This is a genomic window from Gulosibacter sediminis, assembly GCF_023370115.1.
In the GTDB taxonomy this organism is placed as follows: Bacteria; Actinomycetota; Actinomycetes; order Actinomycetales; family Microbacteriaceae; genus Gulosibacter; species Gulosibacter sediminis_A.
In genome coordinates, this window is record NZ_CP097160.1 from 1624360 (window position 1) to 1648709 (window position 24350).

Consider the following 24350-nt stretch of genomic DNA (forward strand, 5'->3'; position numbering starts at 1 on the left):
CGGGAATCTGGCGCGGGCCGTTATCACTTCGTTGAACTACTCAGCGGTGTTGCCGTCCTGCGCCGGAGCCGTCCCGCGCATCCCGTCGGCGAGCGCCGCGCCGGTGCGCGTGCCCTGCACGCTCGATTGGATGAGCTCGCCGAGGTCGATGCCGGTCGCGTTCTTGATCGCGTCGAACGGGGCGCGCATCGTCGCCGCCGACTCGGCGACCTGGTGACCGGCGCCGCCCTCGGTCGTGATGACGGTGTAGCCATCGATCGCCTGCTGCGCCTTCGCGAACTCGGCCACCATGGGTACGAGCTGGTCGATGAGTCGCTGCGTGACGAGCGCCTGCTCGTGCTTCTCAACCGCTTCACCGAGCGCGAGCTGCGCGGCCGCCTCGGCCTCACCGGCGGCGCGGATCGCCTCGGCCTCAGCCTCGGCCTCGACGCGGCGCGCGTGCGCATCCGCATCCGCCTTCGCGCGGCGAGCGGTCGCCTCAGCCTCGGCCGCGGTCGTGCGGGCCGTCGCCTCACCGCGGGCGGCGGTGGTGCGGGCGGCGGCGTCGGCCTCCGACACGAGCTTGCGCGTCTCGGCCTCCTTGTTCTGCTGGTAGGCCTGCGCGTCGGCGCGACGCTCCTGGTCGTAGAGGTTCGCGTCGGCGACCTTCTTCACATCGGCGTCGAGCTGCGACTGCTTGTTCTGAGCCTCCTGGTCGAGCACCGCCTGCTGCAGCTCGGCGCGGCGCAGCGCCTCGGCCTGCTCGGCCTCGGCGTTCGCGCGGCCAACCTTGGCCATCGACGCCGCCTCCGACTCCTGGAACGCCGTGCGCTCGTAGAGCGTTTCGGTGTCGGTTTCGATCTGGCGCTTCGCGACGGCGCGCTCGGCGTCGATCTTCGCGGTCTCGGCCTCGCGGTGCACGCGGCGAAGCTCCTGCGCACCGAGCGCCTCGATGTAGCCACCCTGGTCGGTGATGCCGAGGATCTGGAACGAGTCGAGCACGAGGCCCTGGCGCTCGAGGTCACCCTCGATGCCCTCGGCGATCTGCTCGGCGAGCGCCTTGCGGTCCTTCATCAGCGTCTCGACGGTGAGCGTCGCGACCACGCCACGCAGCGCACCCTCAAGCACCTCGGTCGTGAATGCCTCGATCGCGCGGTCCTGCGAGAGGAAGCGCTCGGCGGCGCGACGAATCGCCTCGGGCGCCGAGCCGACCTTGACGAGCGCGATGCCCTCAACGTCGACGGTGACGCCGTTCGCGGCCTGGGCCGTCGGCTTGATTTCGATCGAGCGCGAGCGCAGCGAGAGCTTCGAGGAGCGCTGGGTGAACGGATTGACGAACAGGCCGCCACCCGAGATCACCTCGATCTTCGAGGTCTCTTGGCCACGCTTCGCCTTACCGGTGATGACGAGGGCCTCGTCGGCGGCGGCGGTGCGGTACCAGGTGCGCGAGATGATGATGAACACGATGAGCGCGATGACCGCGATCACGATCACCACGATCAGAATGACCAGGCCGAGGGCTCCGGTAAATAGGTCCACGGGTGTCCTTTCGAAAGGCGGCAGCGCATGCGGCTGCCGGGGAGGGGCATCGTTGCTCCCAATCTCCCACGCCACCGGCTCGCCGGGCGACGGGCAGAGGATGTATCGTCGTCACCCCGCAGATTGATGTCGGTCGATGCGGCACACTGGGAGGGATGTTCGACCTCACGCGGATCGCCGGGGGCCTCCCCGCCGCCACCCTGCTTCCCCAATTGCGCGATGCGCTCGCCGCGCCGGGCGCGCGGGCCGTCGTCGCCGCGCCACCGGGCTCGGGCAAGACGACGGTCGTGCCACCCGCGGTCGCCGAACTCGCCGGCGGCCGCGTCATCGTCACCGAGCCGCGCCGCATCGCGACCCGCGCCGCCGCGAGTCGGCTCGCGCAGCTCAGCGGCACGCGCCTCGGGGATGCGGTGGGCTATTCGGTGCGCGGCGAACGGCGGACTTCGGCCGATACCCGCGTCGAGTTCGTCACGGCAGGCCTGCTCGTGCGCCGGCTCCTCGCCGATCCTGAGCTCGCCGGCGTCGACGCCGTCGTCCTCGACGAGGTGCACGAGCGCTCACTCGACAGCGACCTCGCGCTCGGGATGCTCGGTGAACTCGGGCAGCTGCGCGACGACCTCACGCTCGTCGCGATGTCGGCGACGCTCGACGTCGCGGCCTGGACGGAGCTGCTCGGGCCGGGCACCCGCGCGTGCGAGGTCGACGTCGCACCGCATCCGCTCGAGGTGCGCTGGGCGCCGCCGCCACGCGACGTGCGCGCCCTCGACGAGCGCGGCGTCACGCGCGACTTCCTGGCGCATGTCACGCGGGTGAGTGCCGACGCGATCGCCGAGACCGGCGAAGGTAGCGCCCTCGTGTTTCTGCCCGGCGCGCGCGAGGTCGACCGGGTCGTCGAGGGCCTGCGCGCCCGCGGCGTCACCGCCGAGCCGCTCACTGGATCGCTCTCGCTCGAGGAGCAGCAGCGCGTGCTTCGCCCGAGCGGCGAGCGCCGCGCGATCGTCGCGACGGCGATCGCCGAAACCTCGCTGACGGTACCCGACGTTCGGCTCGTCATCGACGCCGGGCTCTCGCGCGAGCCACGCATCGACCTCGCCCGCGACATGGCGCAGCTCGTGACGGTGTCAGTCTCGCAGGCCGCCGCGACGCAGCGCGCCGGCCGCGCCGCGCGCATCGGCCCAGGCCGCGTCGTGCGCTGCTACGCCGAGCTCGACTGGCCCCGGCTCGCGCCCGCGCCGACGCCCGAGATCGCGTCGGCCGAACTCACGCCGTTCGCGCTCACGCTCGCGGCCTGGGGCGACCCCGACGCGAGCCAGCTACCCCTCCCGCAGCGACCGCCCGAGGCGGCCCTGCGCCGAGCCCAGGCGACGCTGCGCAACCTCGGCGCGCTCGATGACTCCGGGCTCACGCCCCGCGGCCGCGAGCTCGCGAGCATCCCCGCACATCCGCGGATCGCCCGGGCTCTGCTCGATGCGGCGCCCCGCCTCGGCGCGCCGCGAGCCGCCGAGTACGCCGCGGCCATCGAGTCGGATCGACGCGCGCCCGGCGGCGACCTCGCGGCGCTCATGCGCCAGCTGCGGGATGGCCGGGATGCGTCGGCGAAGCGCTGGCGCGACGACGCCCGCCGTCTGCGTGAGCTCGTGCCGCAGGCCCCGGCCACCGCGCCGGTCGGCGACGACGCCGGGCTCGCCGAGGTGATCGCCCTCGCCTACCCCGAGCGGCTCGCCCGTGCCCGCGGCGGCGGCTACCAGCTCGCCTCAGGTACCGGCGCCGCACTGCCGCGTGGCAGCGCGCTCGCGGGTCACGACTGGCTCGCGGTCGCCGAGGCCGCCCGGGCGACGACGGCCGACGCCTCGGGCGCCGTGATCCGCGCCGCCGTGCCGATCGATGCCGAGTCGGCCCGCGAGTTTGCCGGCCCGCTCGTGCGCACGACAACGGTGACGCAGTGGCGGGATGGTCGGGTCAAGGCCACCCGCGAGACCCGTCTCGGCGAGATTCTGCTCGCGTCGTCGCCGCACACGCCGAATCCGCACGAGGCGAGGGATGCGGTCGCGCGCGAGCTCGAACGCGTCGGGCTCGGGCTACTGCGCTGGTCGCCGGCCGCCGACGAATTACGCCGTCGCCTTGCCCTGCTGCATCGCACGCTCGGCGAGCCGTGGCCGGACGTTCGCGACGACGCGCTGCTCGGCCGGCTCGACGACTGGTTCGCGCCGGAACTCGACCTGCTCGCGCGCGGCTCGGCCGCCGCATCCATCGACCTGCTCGACCCGCTGCGGCGCCTGCTGCCCTGGCCAGAGGCCGCCCGTCTCGCCGAGCTCGCGCCTGAGCGCGTCGAAGTACCGACCGGTTCGATGGTGCGTGTGCAGTACGCCGAGCACGACTCCGACGGGCCGCCGGTGCTCGCGGTGAAACTGCAGGAGTGCTTCGGCTGGCTCGACACCCCGCGTCTCGTCGGCGGCCGCGTGCCGGTGCTGCTGCACCTGCTCTCACCCGCACAACGGCCGCTCGCGATCACCGACGACCTCGCGTCGTTCTGGTCGGGGCCGTACGCGCAGGTGCGCGCAGAGATGCGCGGCCGCTACCCGAAGCATCCGTGGCCTGAAGACCCACTCAACGCGCCACCGCGCCGTGGCACCACCCGTTCGGGGCGGTGACACGGCGCGGTGTGTGGTGGGGATGGGGCCTAGGCCAGGCTGCCGCCGGTCGCCAGACGCATGAGATCGCTCGAGAGGTCGATCTCGTCGTTGTCGCCCGACGACTTCGCGCTGCCGAAGTCGTGCTGGTAGGTGTCCCAGTTCGTCGCGCGCAGGCGCGCCGCGAACCGCGACTCGATGAGGAGCCACAGCTCCCCCGCGGCGCGGCGGATACGCGTCGCGAAGTTCGGGTCGTTCCAGTCCTCGGTCGCCGCGAACAGCGACGTCGGGGCGACGAGCGACCGCAGGTAGGCGAACTGTGAGCGCATCTGGCCGTCGATGACGAGCGCGTGGCGGCTCGTGCCCGCGGTCGCGCCGAGCACGACGGGCGTGCCGACGAGCAGGTCGCGGTCGAGCACCTGGAAGAAGCCGCTGAACAGGCCCGAGGCCTCGGCCTTGTAGACCGGGGTCGTGGCGACGAGCGCATCGGCGTCGACGATGAGTCGGCTCGCGCGCTCGAGGCCCTCGCCGCGGAGCCCGGTGACGAGCCCGTTCGCGATCTCCTGCGCGAGGTCGCGCAGCTCGATCACCGTTGCGGTGAGCTTCGCGCCGTTCGCGTCGGCGCGGTTCGTGAGTTCCTCAACCACGCGGTCGGCGAGCATCGCCGTCGACGACGGGTTCGAGGTGCCGGCGTTCACGACGACGACGCGGAACTCCTCCGCCTCGTTTGTGCCGGTGGGCTCACTGAATGCTGAAGTCATCGCTGTGCTCGTTCCTCTCCAAGTGCTTCGGTTCATGCAACGCGCGGCGGCGCTGCGGCATTCCGGATTTCTCCGCGGGCATCGAACTAGGCGTCGGCTCCGGCCTCGGCGCCCGACTTTGCGGCCGCCTCCGCCTCGCGCTTCGCCGTGACCTCGTCGGTGTCGAGGTAGGGCGAGCCGCCCGTGACGTTGTCGCCGCGGTTCGCCATGGGGCGGGGTTGGCGCACGGGGCCGTCGCCGTACTTCTTCGCGACGAGCAGCTCGTGGGTCGGGGCCGGCGCCGACTCGGGGTCGCGACGACCCTCGAGTTCCTTGCGCACGACCGGCACGACCTCGGTGCCGAGCAGCTCGATCTGGTCGAGCACCATGTTTAGCGGCAGGCCCGCGTGGTCCTGCAGGAACAGTTGGCGCTGGTAGTCGCCGAACAGCTCGTGGAAGCCGAGGATCTTGTCGATGACCTCCTGCACGCTGCCGACCGCGAGCGGGGTGGCCTGCGAGAACTGCTCGAGCGACGGGCCGTTGCCATACACCGGCGCTTCGTTGAAGTACGGGCGGAACTCGCTGTAGGCATCCTGCGACTTCTTCGCGATGTACGCCTGGCCGCCGAGGCCGACGATCGCTTCCTTCTTCGTGCCGTGGCCGTAGTGCTCAAAGCGCTCGCGGTAGAAGTTCGCGAGGCGTAGCGAGTGCTCCGGCGGCCAGAAGATGAAGTTCGCGAAGTAGCCGTTGCCGTAGAACGCGGCCTGCTCGGCGATCTCGGGGGTGCGGATCGAACCGTGCCACACGAACGGCGGCACGTCGTCGAGCGGGCGCGGCGTCGAGGTGAAGCCGTTGAGGGGCGTACGGAACTTGCCCTGCCAGTTTACGACGTCTTCGCGCCAGAGGCGGTGGAGCAGGTTGTAGTTCTCGAGGGCGAGCGGCAGGCCCTGGCGGATGTCCTGCCCGAACCACGGGTAGACGGGCGCGGTGTTGCCGCGACCGAGCATGAGGTCCATGCGGCCGTCGGCGACGTGCTGGAGCATCGCGTACTCCTCGGCGATGCGCACGGGATCGTTCGTCGTGATCAGCGTCGTCGAGGTGGTGAGGATGAGCCGCTCGGTCTGGGCGGCGATGGCCGCAAGCAGCGTCGTGGGCGACGACGAGAAGAAGGGCGGGTTGTGGTGCTCGCCCACTGCGAAGACGTCGAGCCCGACCTCCTCGGTCTTCTTCGCGATCTCGATGATGCCCTTGATGCGCTCGGCCTCACTCGGCGTCTCGCCCGTGACGGGGTTGCGGGTGACATCGCTGACCGACATGATGCCGAACTGCATGGTGACTCCTTGGGATTCGCGATTGACTCATGCATTTGCATGAACTTGCATGCCAGGTAGAACTCGTCCGCGGCGAGATTATTCCCGCGACATGGATTTCTTCTCGGGAAGCTGCATCTCGACCGCACGCACACCCGTGGGGTAAGCTTGGCTGGTTGACGCCCAGGCTGCGCCGGAACTCGGCCGCACGGATCTGGTGTCACCCGTTCGATCACCACACCGGTGGTCATTCCTCAGACCGGCCATCAGGCCCGGATGCGACTCGACGACTGCCCCCTTGCACTTGTGTGTTCGTCTCTACGCATCCCTACGCGCACGCACCCAAGGAAGGCGCCACTATGACGCACCCCACGACCGACGTCCCCGACGACGACTCGAACTCAACCACGCCGAGCTTTTCCGAGCTTGGCCTGAGCGCCCCGGTGCTCGAGGCGGTCACTGAGATCGGCTACGAGACCCCGAGCCCGATCCAGGCCGCGACCATCCCGACGTTGCTCGAGGGCCGCGACGTCGTGGGCCTCGCCCAGACCGGAACGGGTAAGACCGCCGCGTTCGCACTGCCCGTGCTCTCGCGCATCGAGGGCGGCGCGCAGAAGCCGCAGGCGCTCGTGCTCTCCCCCACCCGCGAGCTCGCGCTGCAGGTGGCCGAGGCATTCGAGAGCTACGCGTCGAAGCTCCCCGAGGTGCGCATGGTGCCGATCTACGGTGGCGCCGCCTACGGTTCGCAGCTCAACTCGCTGCGCCGCGGCGTTGACGTCGTCGTCGGCACCCCGGGCCGCATCATGGACCACCTCAAGCGCGGCAGCCTCGACCTCAGCGAGATCAAGTTCCTCGTGCTCGACGAGGCCGACGAGATGCTGAAGATGGGCTTCGCGGAAGACGTCGAGACGATCCTCGCCGACACGCCCAAGGAGAAGCAGGTCGCCCTGTTCTCGGCGACCATGCCGCCGCAGATTCGCCGGATCTCGCAGCAGTACCTCAACGACGCCGCCGAGATCACGGTGAAGTCGCAGACCGCGACCGCGAAGAACATCTCGCAGCGCTACCTCGTCGTGCCCTTCCACCAGAAGGTTGACGCGCTCACGCGCATCCTCGAGGTCGAGGAGTACGACGGCCTCATCATCTTCGTGCGCACGAAGAGCGAAACCGAGCAGCTCGCCGACAAGCTCCGCGCCCGAGGCCTCTCGGCCAGCGCCATCAACGGCGACATCGCGCAGAACCAGCGCGAGCGTCTCGTGAGCGACCTCAAGGCCGGCAAGCTCGACATCCTCATCGCCACCGACGTCGCCGCCCGCGGCCTCGACGTCGAGCGCATCACACACGTCGTGAACTTCGACATTCCCACCGACCCCGAGTCGTACGTGCACCGCATCGGCCGCACCGGCCGCGCGGGCCGCACCGGCGCCGCGATCAGCTTCGTCACCCCGCGCGAGCGTCGCCTGCTCAACCACATCGAGCGCATCACGCGCCAGCCGATGGAGCAGATGCGCCTGCCCTCGGTCGCCGACGTCAACGAGACCCGCCTGAGCCGCTTCGACGAGGCCATCACTTCGGCACTCGAGGAGACCTCACGCATCGAGGCCTTCCGCGACATCATCGACCACTACGTGCGTCACCACGACGTGCCGGAGTCGGACGTCGCAGCCGCACTCGCCGTCGTTGCCCAGGGCGACGACCCGCTGCTGCTCGACCCCGACAATGACCCGATGGCAAACCAGCCCGACTTCTCGCGCGACCGCCGCGACAACGGCCGCGACAATCGTGACGGCGGCCGCCGCGAACGCCGCGCGTCGAACGGCAACCTGCAGGCCTACCGCATCGAGGTCGGCAAGCGCAATCGCGTTGAGCCCCGCCAGATCGTCGGCGCGCTCGCGAACGAGGGCGGCATCGGCCGCGACGACATCGGCGCGATCAACATCTACCCGGCGTTCACCATCGTCGAGCTGCCGCGCGACCTCTCGCGCGACGACCTGAACCGCCTCGGCGGCATCCGCGTCGCCGGTCAGAACATCGACATTCGCCCCGACAACGGCCCAGCAAAGCGTCGTCGTGACGACGACCGCGGCGGTCGCGGTGGTTACGGTGGCGGGGGCCGCGGTGGCTACCGTGGCAACCGCGACGGCGATGACCGCGGTGGCTACCGTGGCGACCGCGACGGCGATGACCGCGGCTGGTACCGCGGCGGTCGTGGTGGCGGCTACAACGGCAACGGCCGCGGTGGCGGCTACCGTGACCGCGACGACCGTGGCGGCTACGGCGACCGCAACCAGAAGCGCGGCGGCAAGCGCTACTAGCCCGCGGGCTACTCCCGCACTGGCGGCGGGGCATCCTCTTCGGAGGGCGCCCCGCCGCTTGGCGTTTCCGTGGCCGCCACGACCGCCGGTCGCGCGACGAGCCGCTGCCCGGCCGCGAGCAGCCCGACATGCGCCGCGACCTGCTCGAGCGGCCCGCGCCGCGCGTAGCGCAGCCAGATCGGACACACGACGAGCATGGTGACGACGGTGATTCCCCAGACGGCGTTGCTGTATGGCAGCTCGCCGCCCGGCCAGATGAGCGCAAGCGCGATGAGGTGGCCGGTGTAGGTTGTGAGCGGCATCGCGCCGACGGCCGAGAGCGGCCGCAGCACGGTCGCGGCGGCGCGCGGAATCAGCAGGCAGAAGCCGAGCAGCGCGAACGCGAACGCGCCCGAACCGACGAGTTCGAGGGTGCCGCCGCCGTGCGGCGTGATATCGGCGAGCGCGCGCAGCATCGTCGCGGTCGTGCCGCCGGTCGTGAGCTCGACGTCCTCGATCACCGGCGTCAGGAGCATCCCGAGCCCCTGGCTGAGCAGCCAGACGCCGAAGCCGAACACGAGCATTGTGATGGCGTTGAGCGTCTTCGTGAAGTTGACTCGCCCGAGCGCGAGGCCGAGCAGCAGCAACGGGAACCAGGTGGTGAGCGGATACATGCCGCCGAAGAGCATGTCGAACCCGGGCGCGTAGATGAGGTAGCCGAGGCTGTAGATCGTCGAGACCGCGGCCGGCCCGACCACGCCGATGCCGACCGCGAGCGCGACGAGCGCGGCTGGGCGCATCCGCAGCATGGGCAGCACGAGCAGGTAGAGCAGACCGTAGAAGGTGAGGATGATCGCCACCGACGTGCCGAGCAGCTCGAGCAGCAGGCCGATCGCGAAGATCACGCCGCCGCGGCCGAGCAGGCCCAGCCGGAGCGTCGGCAGCTCGTGCGGCTGCGGGATGCGCGGGCCGCCGGTCATGATCGCGATCGACACCCCGGCGAGCAGGCCGAAGAGGATCGACGAGTTGCCGTGGATGATGCCGTCCCAGGTGCTCGGGTCGGTGAGCACGAACGCTGGCGCGTTACCGAGGTGCGCGCCGACCATCCCGAAGATCGCGAACGCGCGAGCGTAGTCGAGGCCGAGGATGCGCGTGGGTGCCGGGGCGGCTGCGGTCATGCTCCGATACTACGGGCGCGCGAACTCGGCGTCGTAGCGCTCGTTGAGTTCCTGCCAGCCGTAGCGGAACGCTGCCTCACCAACGATGCGGGGCTGCTGTTCGCCTTGGAGCAGGGCGGCGAGCACGCCAAAGCAGACCTGCCAGCCCGCGGCGTACATCGGCGCGGCGTCGATGTCGTGGAGCACCATCGCGCAGTCGATGCGGTCGCCCGTGATGGTCCAGGTGATGAGGTCGTCGCCCCAGCGGTGCGACACTTCCTTGCCGGGGTCGACGGCGAGCACCTCGACCGAGAACGGGGCGTCCTCGGGATTCTCGCGGGCCTCGGCCGGGCCGACCGAGGTGAGGGGCCGGTCGGGCACGTTCGGTGACCAGCTCGCGAGCAACTCGGGCTCGGTGACGTACCCCCACACCGTCTGCGGGTCAGCGCCGTCGGTCATGAAGTTCATGCGCAGTTGTGGCGGCTCGACGTCCCTGTCGATGCGCGCGGCAATGTTCAACGCGAGAATGCGTTCGCGGATATCCATGGCGCAACCCTGCCGGAGGGAGCTGGATATCGCGCGAACGCATCCGGGTGTCGCGAAACTAGTCGATCTGCAGCTCGCCCATCGCATCCCAGTCGTCGCCGTCGATCGTGCGGCTGATGATCTGCGGCGTCGACGCGAGCAGCGGGCGCATCGTCTCGAGGCCCTTCGCGAAGTGCTCCGAGCCGACGTGGGCCGCACCCGCGTCGTCGTCGAAGGCTTCCACGAGCACGAACTCGTTCTCGCGCTCGATCGAGCGGCTCCACTCGAACCACTTGTTACCCGGCTCGGCGCGCGTCGCCTCGGTGAATTCGCGCGTGCGCTCGATAAACGTGTCGGCGTACTCGGGCAGCACGTCGTACTTGACCACGATGAAAATCATGTTGCTCCTGTTCTTGGGTGGGTCTCTAGCCTGCCGCGTGGAAACTCGCTCTGCCTGAATGCGCCACAACCTGCGATACTTGCGATACCACTTTTCAAAGTTGCGATTCCAACTACCTGAGGAGGGCGCATGCCACTCATCGATCTCACCACCGTTGCCGCTGCGAGCCGCGAGGCAGGGAAAGGCCTCGGTGCCTTCAACGTCGTGCAGCTCGAGACCGCGCAGGTGCTCGTCGACGCCGCCGCCGCGGCCGCTCGCCCCGTCGTGCTGCAGGTCAGCCAGAACGCGGTGAAATACCACGGCGGCCACCTCGCCCCCATCGGCCGCGCGACGATCGAGGTTGCGAAGGCCGCAGAGATCGAGGCCATCGTGCACCTCGATCACGCCGACGACGTCGAGCTGATTCGCGAGGCCGTCGACCTCGGCTTCACTTCGGTCATGTACGACGGCTCGCACCTGCCGTTCGAGCAGAACCTCGCCACGACCATCGAGGTCGTCGAGTTCTGCCACGCCGCGGGCGTCACCGTCGAGGCCGAACTCGGCGAGGTTGGTGGCAAGGATGGCGTGCACGCGCCGGGCGTACGTACCGACCCCGACGACGCGGCCGACTTCGTCGCGAAGACCGGCGTCGACTTGCTCGCCGTCGCGGTGGGCTCGTCGCACGCGATGACCGAGCGCAGCGCCGACCTCGACCTCGAGCTCATCGAGCGCATGGCCGCGACGGTGCCGGTGCCGCTCGTGCTCCACGGCTCCTCGGGGGTCTCGGATGCGGGCATGGTCGCGGCGATCCGCGCGGGCATGACGAAGATCAATGTCTCGACGCACCTCAACGTGCAGTTCACCGCGGCCGTGCGCGAGTACCTCACCGCGAATCCCGACGCCGTCGACCCGCGCAAATACGTTGCCGCGGGCAACCAGGTCGTGCGCGCCGAGGTCGAGCGCCTGCTCGGCCTCTACGCCGCGTAGGCTCCGGGCGCGGGCGTGCCGGGCGCGCCCGCGCTCGCACCTCGGCCTAGAACAGTTCGGCGTACTCGGCCGAAAGCTCGGCGATGGCACGGTCGAACGAGCCGCGCGGCATGACGGCGCCCTCGCGGCGCATCCCGTCGTCGGTGACGCGCAGCAGGCGCGCGGGGTTCATGAAGCTCTCGCGCCCGCTCGAATCCCAGTCGCCGGCGCCGACCGACACGTAGCCGTTGTGCTGCTTTGTCGAGAGGTAGCAGCCCAGCACCGAGTTCGCGTCGATGCGCGCAAGGATGAGCACGGGGCGGTCCTTGCCGCGGCCGTCGTTCTCGACGTAGGGCACCCACGTCCACACGACCTCGCCCGGGTCGGGCGTGCCGTCGCGGTCGGGGGCATAGCTCGTCTGGATGCCGCGCACCTCGTTCGCGCGGATCTCCCGGGTGCGGCCCGGGCCGTACTGGCCGGGGCTCGACTCGTCGTCGGAGCCGCGTTGTTCGCCGCCGCGGCTCGAACTCGGCTTGGGCGACGAGGCCTGCTGAGTACCCGCACTCGTGGTGCGGCGCTTCGACTTCGCGGGCGACGAGGTGCGCTCCTGCGTCGAAGTCGATGAGACCGCCTTCACGACGGTGTCGACGACCATGCGGCCGATGCGTCCCCAGTTAATGCTCGCCACGGTGGTCCTTCGGATTGAGCCGGTTTCTTGCGGCACCTACCCTACGGCGTCACCGGCACCATCCTCGGCAACGTGCTCGAGCGCATCCTCAATCAAATGCACGACGTGCGAGTCGGCGACCTCGTAATACATCTCGCGCCCGTGCCGTACGGCCTTGACGAGCTCGGCCTCGCGGAGCATCCGCAGGTGCTGCGAGACGAGCGGCTGCGACATGCCAGTCGCCTCGACGAGCGCCGATACCGTGGCGGGATCGCGCCGGATCTCGCGCATGAGCCGCAGCCGGGAGGTGCTCCCCAGCACCTTGAAGAGCTGGGCTGCGTGTTCGACGGCAAGATCCGGATCCATCACCCAAGTATCGTCGCCCGCGAGGCGTCTGTCGAAACGCTACGGGCGGCCGCCCCCGCCACCGCCGCCACCCGCGGTCGGTTGGGTCGTCGTGTCGACGCGCACGACGAGGGATGCGGTGTAACCGTCGGTCTCGTTGCCCGCGACCGTGGCGAGCTGGAGCGCGCCCCCGTCTTCGCCGAAGACGTTGTCGCTGTCGAGCGTGATCTGCGCGAGGTTGTTCGCCGACCCCGTGTACGTGCTGCTCTCGTAGACCGGGTCGACCATCGACTGCGGCAGGGCCATCTGCGACGTCGCGATCGCGTTCGTCGAGTCGCTGATCTGCGAGACGTCGGGGTACACCTCAAAGTGGATGTGCGGCCAACGGCCCGAATAGCAGCCCGGCACGATCGATTTGAACGTGACCTGCCCGTTCGCATCGGCGACCTGCACGCCGCGCAACCACGACTCATCCTCGACGCCGCTCGAGTAGAGCGAGTATTCGCCGAGGGCGTTGCAGTGCCAGGCGTAGACGGCGACGCCCTCAAACGCGCGGTCGCCATTCGCCATGTCGGTGATGCGCAACGTGAAGTCGAGCGGCACGCCGTCGACCGGGTCGTCGGCACCGATGCTTGAGCGAATGTCGCTGCGCACGATGCCCGACTCCTCAAGCACATCGGGGCCGTTTGACCCATCACCCGGGTAGGGGCCAGCGGTCTCGTCGGGAATCTCTCCCGCTGGCAACGCTTCGGTCGCGGTCGCCGAGGCACTCGCGGAAGCGGTGGCGGACGCACTTGCGGAGGCGCTCGAGGTGGCGCTCTGGGTTGCCGTCGTGCCGGTCGCGCCAGCGGTGCACGCGGCGAGGAAGGTTCCGACAGCACCGACGCCGAGTACTCCGAGCACGCCACGGCGCGTCAGCAGCGTCGTGATGTCGAAGGAGGCGCCCTGGTCGACGACCTCCTCGTCGGGGCGGTCGAGCTTGCGGCCCTGGTACTTCGGGCCTTCGGGTGTCTCGTCGGGATCGGGGAATCCGGTCATGGTGGCGTCCTCTCGTCGGTTGCGATGACCTCATCATTCGCGCCCCGGTTTGCCGACAATTAAGCGCCCCTTATGTGTCGGCTATGCGCCGCCACGCGGGGCCGTAGACTCCGAGTCATGGCGAGCGAGATCAAGACGAAGCCGACCGACGTTGACCCGCGCGACTTCATCGCGGCGCTGCCCACGCCGCGCCGCCGAGATGAGGGCGCGACGCTGCTCGAGCTGTTCGAGGCCGTCACTGGCGAGCCCGCCGTGATGTGGGGCCCGTCGATGGTGGGCTTTGGCGAGACCGACTACACGAACACGATGGGCACGAACTCGTGGTTCAAGGTCGGCTTCAGCCCGCGCAAGGCGAAGCTCACGTTCTACGGACTGCAGGGCTACACGCATCAACCCGAGGCCCTCGAGCGGCTCGGCAAGCACACCCTCGGCGCTGGCTGTGTCTATGCCAACTCGCTCAAAGACCTCGACCTCGACGTGCTGCGCGAGCTCGTCGCCCTCGGCTGGGCCGCCCAGGCCGAGGGCGACGGCGCGGCGAGCTAGGTCGTTTCGCGCAAATAAGTTTCGAACGAGCCTGGCGGCGTGCCGGTGATCGCCTCGACGTCGCCGCTCACCTCGGCCATGACGTTGCTCGCAATCGCCGTGTACGTCGACACCCATGCGTCGACCTGCCACTCGGGTGCACCATACGCCGCGCGCGACGACGGCTACCCAGCCGTCTCCTGCCGGTCCACGAATGACGCCGTCCTCGCCGAAGAACGGTTCTATCACGTCTTGGTAGAAGCTATCGCGCAGCATCGTCCACGCCATACCCGAGGCCCTGAGGTACTCCTCGGTGACGTAGTGGTCGCGCGCGAGAGTGAAGGTCGCGTCGGGCGCGGCCGCCGCGAACGATGTGTAGACGACGTGGTTGACCCCGGCTTCGGCGGCGGCATTGATGAACGCGCGGTGTTGGTTGAGCCGATCGGCGCTCTCGGAGGCCGACACCATGAACAAGGTCTGCACCCCGTGGAGGGCGCGGATGGACGCCTCGCGGTCGGAATACGAGAACAGCTCGACGGCGGCGCAACGGCCACCGCGCATCCTCGTTGGGTCGCACCCATGAACGCGGACGCGCCCGGGCGAGTATTCGCTCGGGCGCGTTCGAAGCTGCGTTAGATCGAGCTAACCGTTCAGACCTGCCTGCTCGAGCCATTCGCTCGCGATGTCAGGGGTCGAGGCTTGGTCTTCCGTGCTCTGCACGTTCATCACGACGAGGTCCTCGGCTGTGAGTTTCGCGCTCACCTCGTTGATGATGTCGGCCGCCGCCGGGTCGAGCTCAGCGCTCGCCACTGGCACGACTTGCGAGGCGAGGAACAGCGACTCGGGGTCGGCGAGCACGACGAGGCTGTCAGTTTCGATGCGCGGGTCAGCGGTGAACACGTTCGCGACGTTGACGGTGCCGGCGAGGAGGTCCTCGACCGTCGTGTCGCCGGTCGCCGAGAACTCGACGTCGACGCCGTAGGTCTCGGCGAGGCCCTTGGGTCCGTAGGGGCGGTCGGCCAGCTCGGGCGGGCCGCCGAGGGTCAGCTGCTCTTCAACACCCGCGAGGTCGGCGATCGACTCGAGCTCGTACTCCTGCGCGAACTCCTGCGTGACGGTGTAGGAGTCCTGGTCGGAGGCCTCGGCCTGGTCGAGCACCTGCAGCCCGTCGGGTAGCGCGGCCTCGAGCGCGGTGTAGACCTCTTCGCTCTCGCGCTCGGTCGCCTCGGGGTCGAGGTACTGCAGCAGGTTGCCGGTGTACTCGGGGAACAGCGTGATGTTGCCGTTCTCGATCTCGGGCATGTAGGCGTCGCGCTGGCCCGAGTTGAAGCTGCGGTCGACCGTGAAGCCGTTCGCCTCGAGCGCCTGCGCGTAGATCTCGGCGATGATCTCGTTCGAGTAGTAGGTTTGCGAGCCGACGACGATCGTGTCGCCCGCGGCGGCCGTGCCGCTCTCGGCCGGGGTGTCGAGTGGGTCTCCCGACGCGCATCCGGCCAGTGCGGTCGCGACCGCGAGCGCCGCGATGGCTCCGATTCCTGCGCGAATTCGACGATGCTGCATGAGTGGTCCTCTCATCGGTGAGCCTGCCCGCCAAGCCTAGCGGGAGCCCGTGACACTGCCACGCGAGTTAGCGCGCCGCCGCAAGTTGTATTCCTCGCGGCACGGATGCGCGCTGCGCCAGCCCGAGCAGCAGGTCGAGCGCGAGGGCGAGCGCGACGACGAGCAGCGCCCCACCGAGCACCTCGTCGTAGCGACGCAGGCTGAGGCCGGTGATGATCGGCAGGCCGAGGCCGCCGAGGTTGAGGTAGGCGGCAATCGTCACGGTGGCGACGACCTGGAGCACCGCGGTGCGCAGGCCGCCGAGCAGGAGCGGCAGGCCGAGGGGCACCTCGACGCGCCAGAATACCTCCCACTCGGTCATGCCGACGCCGCGGGCCGCGTCGGTGACGCGCCGGTCGATCGCCTCGATGCCAGAGTAGGCGCCCGCGAGCAGCGACGGAATCGCGAGGATGACGAAGGTGATGAGCGCTGCCTCGGGGCGACGCGTCACGCCGAGCAGCAGCACGAGCAGCACGAGCAGACCGAACGACGGAATCGCGCGGGCCGCGCCGGTGACGGCGACGGCGATCTCGCGGCCGCGGCCGGTGTGGCCGATCCACCAGCCCAGTGGCACCGCGATCGCGACGCCGACGAGCACCGCCACGAGGGTGGTGAGCAGATGCTCGCCGAGCAGCCCGAGCAGGGTGGCGTCGCCGCTCCACTGGCCCGGGCCGACGATCCAGGCGAGCGCATCCAGCAAATAGCTCATGCCGCCCTCCCCTCGACCCGCGCGCGCCGGGTCGTCGCGTGCAGCCACGGTGTGAGCACCCGCCCGAGCAGCTGCAGGGCGAGATCGATGACGAGCGCGATGATCACCACGGCGAGCACACCGGCAAACACCTCGGCGATGATGCGTCGCTGCAGGCCGTTCGTGAACAGGTAGCCGAGGTTCTCGACGCCGACGAGGATGCCCACCGTCGCGAGCGCGACCGTGCTCACGGCCGTGACGCGCAGGCCCGCGAGCAACACCGGCACGGCGAGGCGCAGGTCGACCGCGAAGAAGCGCCGCAGGCCACCGAAGCCGAGCGCATCCGCGGCCTGGCGCACGTCGCCGTCGACCGAGTCGAGGGCGTCAACGACCGTGCGCACGAGGATCGCGAGCGCGTAGAGCGTGAGCGCGACGACGAGGTTCGCCTCGCTCGCCGCGGGATAGCCGGCGATGACGGGCAGAATCACGAGCAGCGCGAGCGACGGCACGGTATAGAGCAGCCCGGTGACGCCCGTGAGCAGGCCCCGCAGCCACCTCACGCGCCACGCGGCCCAGCCGATGGGCAGTGACAGCACGAATCCGAGCGCGAGCGCGACGAGGCTTTGTCGTGCGTGCACGAAAGTGAGCTGCCCGATGAGGTCAAGGTTGTTCGCGACCCAGTTCACGTCACTCCTCGTGCAGCACGCCCTGGGTACGCCCCTGCGCATCCACCACGACCGTGCCTCGCGGGGTCTGCTTGAGCTGCAGGGCCCGCTTGCCGCGGTCGGCGCCGATCATGGCGGCGACGAAGTCATTCGCCGGCGCCTCGATGATCTCGCTCGGGCTACCGACCTGGAGCTGCTGCGCGCCCGCCTGGAGCATGACGACCTGGTCGCCGAGCAAGAACGCCTCGTCGATGTCGTGCGTCACGAACACGACCGTCTTGTCGAGCTCACGCTGGAGGCGAATGAGCTCCTGCTGCAGCTCGGCGCGCACGATCGGGTCGACGGCGCCGAACGGTTCGTCCATGAGCAGGATGTTCGGGTCGGCCGCGAGCCCGCGGGCCACGCCGACGCGCTGCTGCTGGCCGCCCGAGAGCTGGCTCGGGTACCGGTCGGCGAGTTCGGGGGCGAGCCCGACCGTGTCCATGAGTTCGAGCGCCCGGCTGCGCGCCGCCCGCCGCGTCGCGCCCTCGAGCCGCGGCACGGTCGCGATGTTGTCGGCGACCGTGAAGTGCGGCATGAGCCCGGAGTTCTGCATGACGTAGCCGATGCTGCGGCGCAGCTTCACCGGGTCGAGCTGCGACACCGGCGTGCCGTCGATCTCGACCTCGCCGGAGGTCGGCTCGACCATCCGGTTGATCATTCGCAGCAGCGTCGTCTTGCCGCAGCCGGAGGAACCGACGAACACGCACGTCGTGCGCGAGTCGATCGTCAGGCTGAAATCGTCGACCGCCGGCGCCTGCGCGTCATAGCGTTTCGTGACATGGCGAAACTCGATCATGAGCGTTCGTCCCCCTCGGCGCGTATCGCTCGGCCACGCCTAGCCTGGTGTGGTGGCCAAGCGTAGCCGAGGCGATGCCGCGATTTTCCGTTAGCGGTGCGCGCGTCGGTAGGGCCCGGGCACGAGCCCGGCGTCGAAGCGCAGCGCCTCCTGCGCCTGAATGGGCAGGCGCGGGTTGCGCAGCAGCTCGCGGCCGATGAGGACGGCGTCGGCCTGGCCAGTGACGAGCACGTGCTCGGCCTGCAGCGGGTCGTTGATGATTCCGACCGCGCCGGTCGGGATGCCCGCCTCGGCGCGCACGCGGCTCGCGAACGGCGTCTGGTAGCCGGGGCCGACGGGGATCTCGGCGAGCACGTTGCCGCCGGTCGACACGTCGATGAGGTCGACGCCGTGCTCCTTGAGCCAGCTCGCGAGCTGCACGGTCTCGTCGATCGTGACGCCGCCCTCGGTCCAGTCGGTGGCCGAGAGGCGCACGAACAGCGGCACGGTGTCGGCGATCTCGGCGCGCACGGCGTCGACGATTTCGAGCAGCAGGCGCGAGCGGTTCTCGAGCGAGCCGCCGTAGGCGTCGGTGCGCTGGTTGCTCAGCGGCGAGATGAACGAGTGGAGCAGGTAGCCGTGGGCGGCGTGGAGTTCGAGGAAGTCGAAGCCGGCATCGAGGGCGCGGTGGGCCGCGGCGACAAACGCGGCCTTCACCTCGGCGAGGCCGGCCTCGTCGAGTGCCTCGGGGGTGGCAAGGCCGTCGAAAGCGACCGCCGACGGGGCGACCGTCGTCCAGGCGCCGTCCTCCGGCGAGAGCGAGCCGGTCTTGCCCTCGGCGTCGTACTCGCCGTAGGTGCTCGCCTTGCGGCCCGCGTGGGCGAGCTGAATGCCGATTTGGGCGCCCTGCGCGTGCACGAAGTCAACGATCGGGGCGAACGCGTCGCGCTGTTCGTCGTTCCACAGGCCGAGGTCGCGCGGCGAGATGCGCCCCTCGGGCACAACGCCCGTCGCCTCGACGATGATTGCACCAGCGCCACCGATCGCGAACTGGCCGAGGTGCGCGAGGTGCCACGGGGTGGGCACGCCGTCGTGCTGCTCGACAACGTACTGACACATCGGCGGCACCCAGATGCGGTTGCGGAAGGTCACGCCGCGCAGCGTGAGTGGCTCGAACAGCTTGTGGGTCATCGTGCTCCTGAAAGTCGAGGATTGGTTCGGCGGGCCCGGCCCGCCTCGGCGTGAAATTCCACGCGGGCAAGGGCAACGGCTGTCGCTTGGTTTTATTCCCCGGCGGTCAGTCGGCGCGCAACGCCCCGTCATATCCTGAACCGCACCGCCACCAAAGGAGCTGCCCGTGAGCTTTCGCGCCATCGTTATCGAACAGACCACCGACCGGGGTCGCATCACCGAGCACGCCGCCACACTGCGCGAGCTCGACGACGACTTCCTCGCCGGCTCGGGCGGTGAGCGGCCGATCGACATCGAGGTCGAGTACTCCGACATCAATTACAAGGACGGCATGGCGCTCGCCGGCCGCCCCGGAATCGTCAAGGCGTCCCCGCTCATCCCCGGCATCGACCTCGTCGGCCGCGTCGTCTCCTCGGCCGATCTCGCGTTCCAGCCGGGCGACGAGGTGATCCTCACGGGCGACGGCATCGGCGAGACGAAGCACGGTGGTTTGAGCGGGCGGGCCCGCGTCAGCGGCGAGGCGCTCGTGCGCCGACCCGAGTCGCTCAGCGCGAAGCGCGCGGCGGCGATCGGCACGGCAGGCTTCACCGCGATGCTCTCGGTGCTCGCGCTCGAGCGCGCTGGCCTCGACCCGAGTTCGGGGCCCGTCGCGGTGACCGGCGCCTCGGGCGGCGTCGGCTCGGTCGCCGTCGCGACCCTCGCGAAGCTCGGCTACGAGGTGACCGCGATCACCGGCCGCGCCGACGCCCAGCGCGACTTCCTCGCATCCCTCGGCGCGGCCGAGGTGCTCGACCGGGCCGAGTTCGTCGAGTCCGGGGCGCCCCTGCAGAAGCGACGCTGGGCCGGCGCCGTCGACTGCGTCGGCTCGACGATGCTCGCGAATATGCTCTCGCAGACGTTCGACAACGGCACCGTCACGGCCTGCGGCCTCGCCGCGGGCACCGACCTGCCGACAACGGTGCTGCCGTTCATCCTCCGCGGCGTCTCGCTCGCGGGCATCAACTCGGTCACCGCGTCGCGCACCCTCCGGCAGCAGGCGTGGGACCGCCTCGCGAGCGACCTGCCATTCGAGCTGCTCGACTCGCTCACCGAGGAAACGAACCTCGAGGGTGCCTTCGACGTCGCCGACGCGATCCTCGCGGGTCAGGTTCGCGGCCGCACCGTTGTGAAGCTCGCGTAGCCAACGCGCCCGCTACACGGCCGGTTCGTTGACGGCGGCCTCCGGGCGGCGCGCGAGCAGGCCGAGCACGGCCATCATGAGCGGCGTCGACTGCAGGCTGCGCCGCGACACCGTGTAGACCGTGCGCGACTCAGCCGGCCCGAGGTCGACGAAGCGCGTGCCGCTGAGCAGCCGCGACGGGATGAGCGCGGGCAGGAACCCGACCGCGACACCCTCGCGGGCGAGGTTCTGGTGCACGAGCATGTCGGAGCTCTCGAAGCGGATGCGCGGCTCGAAGCCCGCGCGCCGGCACAGCGACATCGCCCAGTCACGCGTCGGCGTGCCCGGCAGCTCCATGACCCAGTCGAGGTCGGCGACGTCGCGAGGCCCCGCGACGTCGCGCTCGAGCCCCTCGGGCACCACGAGCAGCATGCGGTCGTCGAACAGCACCGTCTCGACAATGTCTTCGCGGCGCGGGAACGTCTGCCCCGAGTAGCGCTCGACGATCGCGAGATCGAACTCGCGTGACACGACCCGGTCGCGCGAGACGTCGGCATCCGCCTGCACCACGCTGACATCGGCCGACGGATGCTGCTCCCGCAGCTCGCGCACGAGCTCGGGCACCATCGTCAGGCAGGCGCTCTGGAACGCGGCAAGCGAGAGGTGCCCGCGCACCTCATCCTGCGAGGTCGTCACGGCCGAGTGCGCGCCCTCCCATTCGCGCAGCACTCGGCGCGCGTGACCGAGCAGCACCTGGCCCTGCGCCGTGAGCCGCACCCGGCGCCCATCCGGTTCGAGCAGTGCCGCGTCGAAGTCGCGCTCGAGCTGCGCGAGCTGCTGCGACACCGCCGACGTGCTGTACGAGAGGAGCTTCGCCACCGCCGAAACCGTGCCGAGCCGGTCGAGCTCGAGCAGCATCCGCAACCGCTTCATCTCGCTCACGCGGCACCTCCAAGCGATTGTGAAGCAAAACAAGACCTATTCGTGCAAGTATTGCATCTTTTGCTTATCAGTGCGCCGCCCTAGCGTGGTGGACGTGAACGATCTCGTCATGCCCACCACCGGCGCAATCCAGGTGCTCCCCCAGCGCCCGAACGCCGACGTCGCCGCCCAGCCGGCCGCGACGTCGCCCGCGCGCACCGCGAATGCCCGAGGCATCCTCACCTCGGTCGTCGCCTCGGTCGCGTTCGCCGCGCTCTTCGGCATCCCGAGCCTGCTCGACGGCCTCGACGCCTCCGCCGCCTTCGGCTGGCGCATCATCGCCGCGCTGCCGTTCCTCGCGCTCATCCTCACGCTGCTGCGACAGTGGCCCGAAATGCGGCGCATCCTCGGCCGCATCCGCCAGCGCCCGACCCTCGCGCTCGTGCTCGTCACCGACGGCCTGCTCTTCGGCGTGCAGACCTGGTTGTTCGCGTGGGCACCGACGAGCGGCAACGCGCTCGCGGTGTCGATGGGCTACTTCCTGCTGCCCCTCATGCTCGTCGCGCTCGGCGTCGTGCTCTACCGCGAGCGCCTGAGTGGCTTCGGCATCGCCGCGGTCGCCCTCGCCGTCGCCGGCGTCGTCGTCGCCCTCGCGACCGGCGCGAGCATCTCGTGGGCGACATTCGCGGTCGCCCTCGGTTACCCGGCCTACTTCGTGCTGCGCCGCCGTTTCAACCTCGACTCGCCCGCCGCCCTCGCGCTCGAAATGACGGCACTGCTGCCGATCGCCGCGATCTTCGTGGTGCAGCCCCACACGCTCGCCGCGATGGCCGCAACACCGACGAACTGGCTCGGCGTCGCGCTGCTCGGCGTGCTCACGGCGATCGGTTTCGCGACCTACTCGCTCGCGCAGCGGGCGCTGCCCATGAGCCTGTTCGGCATGCTCAGCTACCTCGAGCCGGTTCTGCTGGTCGTCGTCTCAGTCGCGCTGCTCGGCGAATCGCTCACGTTCGCCGACGCGCTCACCTACGGCGCGATCGCGCTTGCGATCGGGATGCTCGGCCTCGACGGGCTGCCAAAGTCGACCCGGCGCGAGGCCGGTCGGCGTCGCCGGCCGCGCGCGCGGGCTACTGGGCGCCCGACGCGCCGGAAGCGTCGTCCCACGACTCAACGTGATGACGCCATTGCAGCCGGACGGTGACGGTCTCGGCGGCAACGTCAACGACGGTGAGACCGGCGTTGCGCAGCGCGGCCGCCACCTCGTCGGCGATGCCCGCATCGGCACCGGTCACGGTGAGTAGCGCGTCGGTCGCTTCCTCGGCGTCGAACTGCTCCCAGGAATTCACCCAGAGCACGACCGCGCCACGCTGCCCCGGTCGTGCCGGCACCGATGCGTGGTCGGTAAAGACGCCCGCGTCGATGTCTTCATCCTCAAGTTCGTCGAGCGCGTCGAAGAAGCGGTCGGTGTCGGTGTGGTCGTCGACCCACCCCTCGGCCTCCTCGGCCGCCGACTGCCAGATCACGCGCACGAGCTCGAGCGTGATCGCGTCCTCGTCGGCCTCGACCGCCGCGACCAGTTCCTCAGGCAGTTCGTCGTCGTCCTCGTCCTCGAGGTATTCGATGAGCAGCTCCTGCGCGTCCTCGGGATCGAGCAGGTCGCCGGTGAGGATGCGGTCGTAGAGGTCCGCGAGAAACCAGTAGTTTTCGGCTTCCTCGCCGAGCGGTGCGATCGCGGGCGCGGAGTCGCGCAGGTTCTGCTCAAGTGACATGCGCGCGAGGCTACGCAGCCTCGGTGGCGTACAGGCGACGCGGGGGTTACCGAACGGCGTCGCACCGCCGAGCGTTCACCGGCAGGTCAACTCGGCGTCACCGAATCGGGCCCGTTCGGTCGAAGAGCGGCCGTACGGTCGCGCAGGTGCCAACGGCCGATGTCGGTCGGCGAGGCACGGCTCCCTCCCGCAGATGCAAAGGAAACATCGTGAAACGACGCCCCCTCGTCGCGGCCTCCGCTGCCGCCCTTGTCGCCGTGTTCGGCCTGACCGCATGCAGCGGCGGTGATTCCGCGGGCACCGCCGCGAACGGTGTCGACGCCGCCACCGCCACGAGCGCCGACGACTTCGGCAGCTTCGACGAACTCGTCGCCGCGGCCCAGGCCGAGGGCGAGCTCAACGTCATCGCGCTGCCCGAGACCTGGGCGAACTACGGCGCGATCATTCAGGGCTTCGAAGATAAATACGGCATCACCGTCAACTCGGCTTCGCCCGACGTCTCGAGCGCCGAGGAGATCCAGGCCGCCGACAACCTCAAGGGCCAGGACACCGCCCCCGACGTCTTCGACCTCGGCACCGCGGTTGCGCTCGAGAGCACCGACTACTTCGCGCCGTACCAGGTGCAGACGTGGGACGACATTCCCGCCGAGAACAAGGAAGAGTCGGGCCTGTGGGTGAACAACTACACCGGCGTCATGTCGATCGGCTACGACTCGGACAAATTCGAGGCGCCCACCTCGCTCGATGACCTCCTCGGCTCGGAGTACGCCGGTTCGGTGGCGCTCAACGGCAACCCGACCGAGGCCGGCGCGGCCTTCGCGGGCGTCGGCATGGCGACCGTGCAGCAGGGCGGCTCGCTCGACGACTTCCAGACCGGCGTCGACTTCTTCCAGGAGCTCAACGACGCGGGCAACTTCCTCACCGTCGACCCGACCCCCGCGACCATCGCGCAGGGCGAGACCCCGGTCGTGATCGACTGGTCGTTCAACAACATCGGCCAGCAGGCCGAGACCCCGAGCTGGGAGAACGCGGTTCTGCCCGGCACCGCCTACGTCTCGTACTATAACGAGGCGATCAACGCGGATGCGCCGCACCCCGCCGCCGCGCGCCTGTGGATGGAGTGGATCTTCTCGGACGAGGTGCAGAACCTCTACCTCGAGGCCGGCGCCTTCCCCGTGCGCCTCGCGGCCATGGATGAGGCCGGCACCGTCGACGCCGACGCGCTCGAGGCCGCCGGTGGCCTACCCGAGGAGCAGGTGACCGCGACGACCGAGGAGACCGAGGCCGCGAACGAGCTGCTCGCGACCGAGTGGCCGAAGGTCATCAGTTAGTTCTGCCCCGTCGGCGAAGCCGCAGCGTGCCCGCGTAAAGGCACCCTGCGGCTTCGTCGATGCCCGCGCATCCCCGCGCGACCCTTTCGCATCCGCTTTCGACCCTCAGAGGTGATGCC

Annotated in this window: 23 protein-coding genes and 1 pseudogene; 7 read left to right on the forward strand and 17 right to left on the reverse strand. The window is 69.8% G+C overall.

The window, feature by feature from the left end; genetic code table 11:
• Positions 1-36 precede the first annotated feature (36 nt).
• The gene (locus tag M3M28_RS07520; protein ID WP_249385885.1) at positions 37-1518 is read right to left on the reverse strand and encodes an SPFH domain-containing protein; all 1482 of its coding nucleotides are present in this window, start codon (positions 1516-1518) and stop codon (positions 37-39) included.
• A 155-nt stretch (positions 1519-1673) separates the two neighbouring features.
• On the opposite strand from M3M28_RS07520, the gene hrpB reads away from it, so the two are divergent.
• A complete protein-coding gene (gene hrpB / locus M3M28_RS07525; RefSeq protein ID WP_249385886.1) occupies positions 1674-4169 on the forward strand; it encodes an ATP-dependent helicase HrpB in 2496 nt (831 codons plus the stop codon).
• Positions 4170-4198: 29 nt separating this feature from the next.
• On the opposite strand, the gene M3M28_RS07530 is transcribed toward hrpB, so the two are convergent.
• Complete coding sequence (locus M3M28_RS07530) at positions 4199-4909, reverse strand: CE1759 family FMN reductase (RefSeq protein ID WP_249385887.1); 711 nt, start codon at positions 4907-4909, stop codon at positions 4199-4201.
• Between the two features lie 86 nt (positions 4910-4995).
• Positions 4996-6219, reverse strand: a complete 1224-nt coding sequence (locus tag M3M28_RS07535; RefSeq protein ID WP_249385888.1) for a CE1758 family FMN-dependent luciferase-like monooxygenase — start codon at positions 6217-6219, stop codon at positions 4996-4998.
• Positions 6220-6557: 338 nt separating this feature from the next.
• Between M3M28_RS07535 and M3M28_RS07540 the strand changes: the two genes are divergently transcribed.
• A complete protein-coding gene (locus M3M28_RS07540) occupies positions 6558-8513 on the forward strand; it encodes a DEAD/DEAH box helicase (RefSeq protein WP_249385889.1) in 1956 nt (651 codons plus the stop codon).
• An 8-nt stretch (positions 8514-8521) separates the two neighbouring features.
• On the opposite strand, the gene M3M28_RS07545 is transcribed toward M3M28_RS07540, so the two are convergent.
• The 3 genes from M3M28_RS07545 to M3M28_RS07555 are packed head-to-tail and all read right to left on the reverse strand — an operon-like array spanning position 8522 to position 10574.
• A complete protein-coding gene (locus tag M3M28_RS07545) occupies positions 8522-9670 on the reverse strand; it encodes a DUF418 domain-containing protein (protein WP_249385890.1) in 1149 nt (382 codons plus the stop codon).
• Between the two features lie 9 nt (positions 9671-9679).
• Positions 9680-10195: an SRPBCC domain-containing protein gene (locus M3M28_RS07550; RefSeq protein ID WP_249385891.1), complete on the reverse strand. Its 516-nt coding sequence runs from the start codon at positions 10193-10195 to the stop codon at positions 9680-9682.
• A 58-nt stretch (positions 10196-10253) separates the two neighbouring features.
• The gene (locus M3M28_RS07555; RefSeq protein ID WP_249385892.1) at positions 10254-10574 is read right to left on the reverse strand and encodes a putative quinol monooxygenase; all 321 of its coding nucleotides are present in this window, start codon (positions 10572-10574) and stop codon (positions 10254-10256) included.
• Between the two features lie 129 nt (positions 10575-10703).
• Between M3M28_RS07555 and M3M28_RS07560 the strand changes: the two genes are divergently transcribed.
• Complete coding sequence (locus M3M28_RS07560; protein ID WP_249385893.1) at positions 10704-11540, forward strand: class II fructose-bisphosphate aldolase; 837 nt, start codon at positions 10704-10706, stop codon at positions 11538-11540.
• A gap of 46 nt (positions 11541-11586) precedes the next feature.
• Here the strand turns inward: M3M28_RS07560 and M3M28_RS07565 are convergent, their stop codons facing one another.
• Genes M3M28_RS07565 through M3M28_RS07575 form a run of 3 tightly spaced genes read right to left on the reverse strand, consistent with a single transcriptional unit; the run spans position 11587 to position 13569 of the window.
• Entirely contained in the window at positions 11587-12207 is a 621-nt protein-coding gene (locus tag M3M28_RS07565; protein WP_249385894.1) for a hypothetical protein, read from the reverse strand.
• Between the two features lie 36 nt (positions 12208-12243).
• The gene (locus M3M28_RS07570; protein ID WP_249385895.1) at positions 12244-12552 is read right to left on the reverse strand and encodes an ArsR/SmtB family transcription factor; all 309 of its coding nucleotides are present in this window, start codon (positions 12550-12552) and stop codon (positions 12244-12246) included.
• 39 nt (positions 12553-12591) lie between these two features.
• Entirely contained in the window at positions 12592-13569 is a 978-nt protein-coding gene (locus M3M28_RS07575; protein ID WP_249385896.1) for an intradiol ring-cleavage dioxygenase, read from the reverse strand.
• 117 nt (positions 13570-13686) lie between these two features.
• On the opposite strand from M3M28_RS07575, the gene M3M28_RS07580 reads away from it, so the two are divergent.
• Positions 13687-14112, forward strand: a complete 426-nt coding sequence (locus tag M3M28_RS07580) for a DUF1801 domain-containing protein (RefSeq protein WP_249385897.1) — start codon at positions 13687-13689, stop codon at positions 14110-14112.
• Between the two features lie 288 nt (positions 14113-14400).
• Here M3M28_RS07580 and M3M28_RS12785 read toward each other — a convergent pair.
• From M3M28_RS12785 to M3M28_RS07610, 6 genes and pseudogenes are all read right to left on the reverse strand, one after another.
• A pseudogene (locus M3M28_RS12785) lies at positions 14401-14652 on the reverse strand (NmrA family NAD(P)-binding protein); the annotation flags it as partial.
• Positions 14653-14733: 81 nt separating this feature from the next.
• Positions 14734-15651 carry an ABC transporter substrate-binding protein gene (locus M3M28_RS07590; protein WP_249385898.1) on the reverse strand — a complete coding sequence of 306 codons (918 nt, stop codon included), beginning with the start codon at positions 15649-15651 and terminating at the stop codon, positions 14734-14736.
• Positions 15652-15718: 67 nt separating this feature from the next.
• The gene (locus M3M28_RS07595) at positions 15719-16399 is read right to left on the reverse strand and encodes an ABC transporter permease (RefSeq protein ID WP_249385899.1); all 681 of its coding nucleotides are present in this window, start codon (positions 16397-16399) and stop codon (positions 15719-15721) included.
• The gene (locus M3M28_RS07600; RefSeq protein WP_249385900.1) at positions 16396-17064 is read right to left on the reverse strand and encodes an ABC transporter permease; all 669 of its coding nucleotides are present in this window, start codon (positions 17062-17064) and stop codon (positions 16396-16398) included. The genes M3M28_RS07595 and M3M28_RS07600 overlap by 4 nt, the downstream gene beginning before the upstream one ends.
• Before the next feature lies 1 nt (position 17065).
• Positions 17066-17881: an ABC transporter ATP-binding protein gene (locus M3M28_RS07605; RefSeq protein WP_249385901.1), complete on the reverse strand. Its 816-nt coding sequence runs from the start codon at positions 17879-17881 to the stop codon at positions 17066-17068.
• Between the two features lie 90 nt (positions 17882-17971).
• Positions 17972-19051 carry an NADH:flavin oxidoreductase/NADH oxidase gene (locus M3M28_RS07610; protein ID WP_249385902.1) on the reverse strand — a complete coding sequence of 360 codons (1080 nt, stop codon included), beginning with the start codon at positions 19049-19051 and terminating at the stop codon, positions 17972-17974.
• A 166-nt stretch (positions 19052-19217) separates the two neighbouring features.
• Here M3M28_RS07610 and M3M28_RS07615 point away from each other — a divergent pair, with 166 nt between their 5' ends.
• Positions 19218-20231 (forward strand): MDR family oxidoreductase, encoded by a 1014-nt coding sequence (locus M3M28_RS07615; RefSeq protein WP_249385903.1) that lies wholly within the window; start codon positions 19218-19220, stop codon positions 20229-20231.
• A gap of 12 nt (positions 20232-20243) precedes the next feature.
• Here the strand turns inward: M3M28_RS07615 and M3M28_RS07620 are convergent, their stop codons facing one another.
• Entirely contained in the window at positions 20244-21143 is a 900-nt protein-coding gene (locus M3M28_RS07620) for a LysR family transcriptional regulator (protein ID WP_249388019.1), read from the reverse strand.
• Between the two features lie 103 nt (positions 21144-21246).
• Here M3M28_RS07620 and rarD point away from each other — a divergent pair, with 103 nt between their 5' ends.
• The gene (gene rarD, locus M3M28_RS07625) at positions 21247-22332 is read left to right on the forward strand and encodes an EamA family transporter RarD (protein ID WP_249385904.1); all 1086 of its coding nucleotides are present in this window, start codon (positions 21247-21249) and stop codon (positions 22330-22332) included.
• Here the strand turns inward: rarD and M3M28_RS07630 are convergent.
• Positions 22259-22900 (reverse strand): hypothetical protein, encoded by a 642-nt coding sequence (locus M3M28_RS07630; RefSeq protein WP_249385905.1) that lies wholly within the window; start codon positions 22898-22900, stop codon positions 22259-22261. The genes rarD and M3M28_RS07630 overlap by 74 nt on opposite strands.
• Before the next feature lie 209 nt (positions 22901-23109).
• Between M3M28_RS07630 and M3M28_RS07635 the strand changes: the two genes are divergently transcribed.
• Positions 23110-24231, forward strand: a complete 1122-nt coding sequence (locus tag M3M28_RS07635) for an ABC transporter substrate-binding protein (protein WP_431193835.1) — start codon at positions 23110-23112, stop codon at positions 24229-24231.
• The last annotated feature ends 119 nt before the right edge of the window (positions 24232-24350 follow it).

Bases quoted from the DNA above. Each gene is read 5' to 3' on its own strand.
- hrpB (WP_249385886.1), top strand. From the start codon at position 1,674: ATGTTCGACCTCACGCGGATCGCCGGGGGCCTCCCCGCCGCCACCCTG.
- M3M28_RS07530 (WP_249385887.1), bottom strand. From the start codon at position 4,909: ATGACTTCAGCATTCAGTGAGCCCACCGGCACAAACGAGGCGGAGGAG.
- M3M28_RS07535 (WP_249385888.1), bottom strand. From the start codon at position 6,219: ATGCAGTTCGGCATCATGTCGGTCAGCGATGTCACCCGCAACCCCGTC.
- M3M28_RS07540 (WP_249385889.1), top strand. From the start codon at position 6,558: ATGACGCACCCCACGACCGACGTCCCCGACGACGACTCGAACTCAACC.
- M3M28_RS07545 (WP_249385890.1), bottom strand. From the start codon at position 9,670: ATGACCGCAGCCGCCCCGGCACCCACGCGCATCCTCGGCCTCGACTAC.
- M3M28_RS07550 (WP_249385891.1), bottom strand. From the start codon at position 10,195: ATGGATATCCGCGAACGCATTCTCGCGTTGAACATTGCCGCGCGCATC.
- M3M28_RS07555 (WP_249385892.1), bottom strand. From the start codon at position 10,574: ATGATTTTCATCGTGGTCAAGTACGACGTGCTGCCCGAGTACGCCGAC.
- M3M28_RS07560 (WP_249385893.1), top strand. From the start codon at position 10,704: ATGCCACTCATCGATCTCACCACCGTTGCCGCTGCGAGCCGCGAGGCA.
- M3M28_RS07570 (WP_249385895.1), bottom strand. From the start codon at position 12,552: ATGGATCCGGATCTTGCCGTCGAACACGCAGCCCAGCTCTTCAAGGTG.
- M3M28_RS07575 (WP_249385896.1), bottom strand. From the start codon at position 13,569: ATGACCGGATTCCCCGATCCCGACGAGACACCCGAAGGCCCGAAGTAC.
- M3M28_RS07580 (WP_249385897.1), top strand. From the start codon at position 13,687: ATGGCGAGCGAGATCAAGACGAAGCCGACCGACGTTGACCCGCGCGAC.
- M3M28_RS07590 (WP_249385898.1), bottom strand. From the start codon at position 15,651: ATGCAGCATCGTCGAATTCGCGCAGGAATCGGAGCCATCGCGGCGCTC.
- M3M28_RS07595 (WP_249385899.1), bottom strand. From the start codon at position 16,399: ATGAGCTATTTGCTGGATGCGCTCGCCTGGATCGTCGGCCCGGGCCAG.
- M3M28_RS07605 (WP_249385901.1), bottom strand. From the start codon at position 17,881: ATGATCGAGTTTCGCCATGTCACGAAACGCTATGACGCGCAGGCGCCG.
- M3M28_RS07610 (WP_249385902.1), bottom strand. From the start codon at position 19,051: ATGACCCACAAGCTGTTCGAGCCACTCACGCTGCGCGGCGTGACCTTC.
- M3M28_RS07620 (WP_249388019.1), bottom strand. From the start codon at position 21,143: ATGAAGCGGTTGCGGATGCTGCTCGAGCTCGACCGGCTCGGCACGGTT.
- M3M28_RS07630 (WP_249385905.1), bottom strand. From the start codon at position 22,900: ATGTCACTTGAGCAGAACCTGCGCGACTCCGCGCCCGCGATCGCACCG.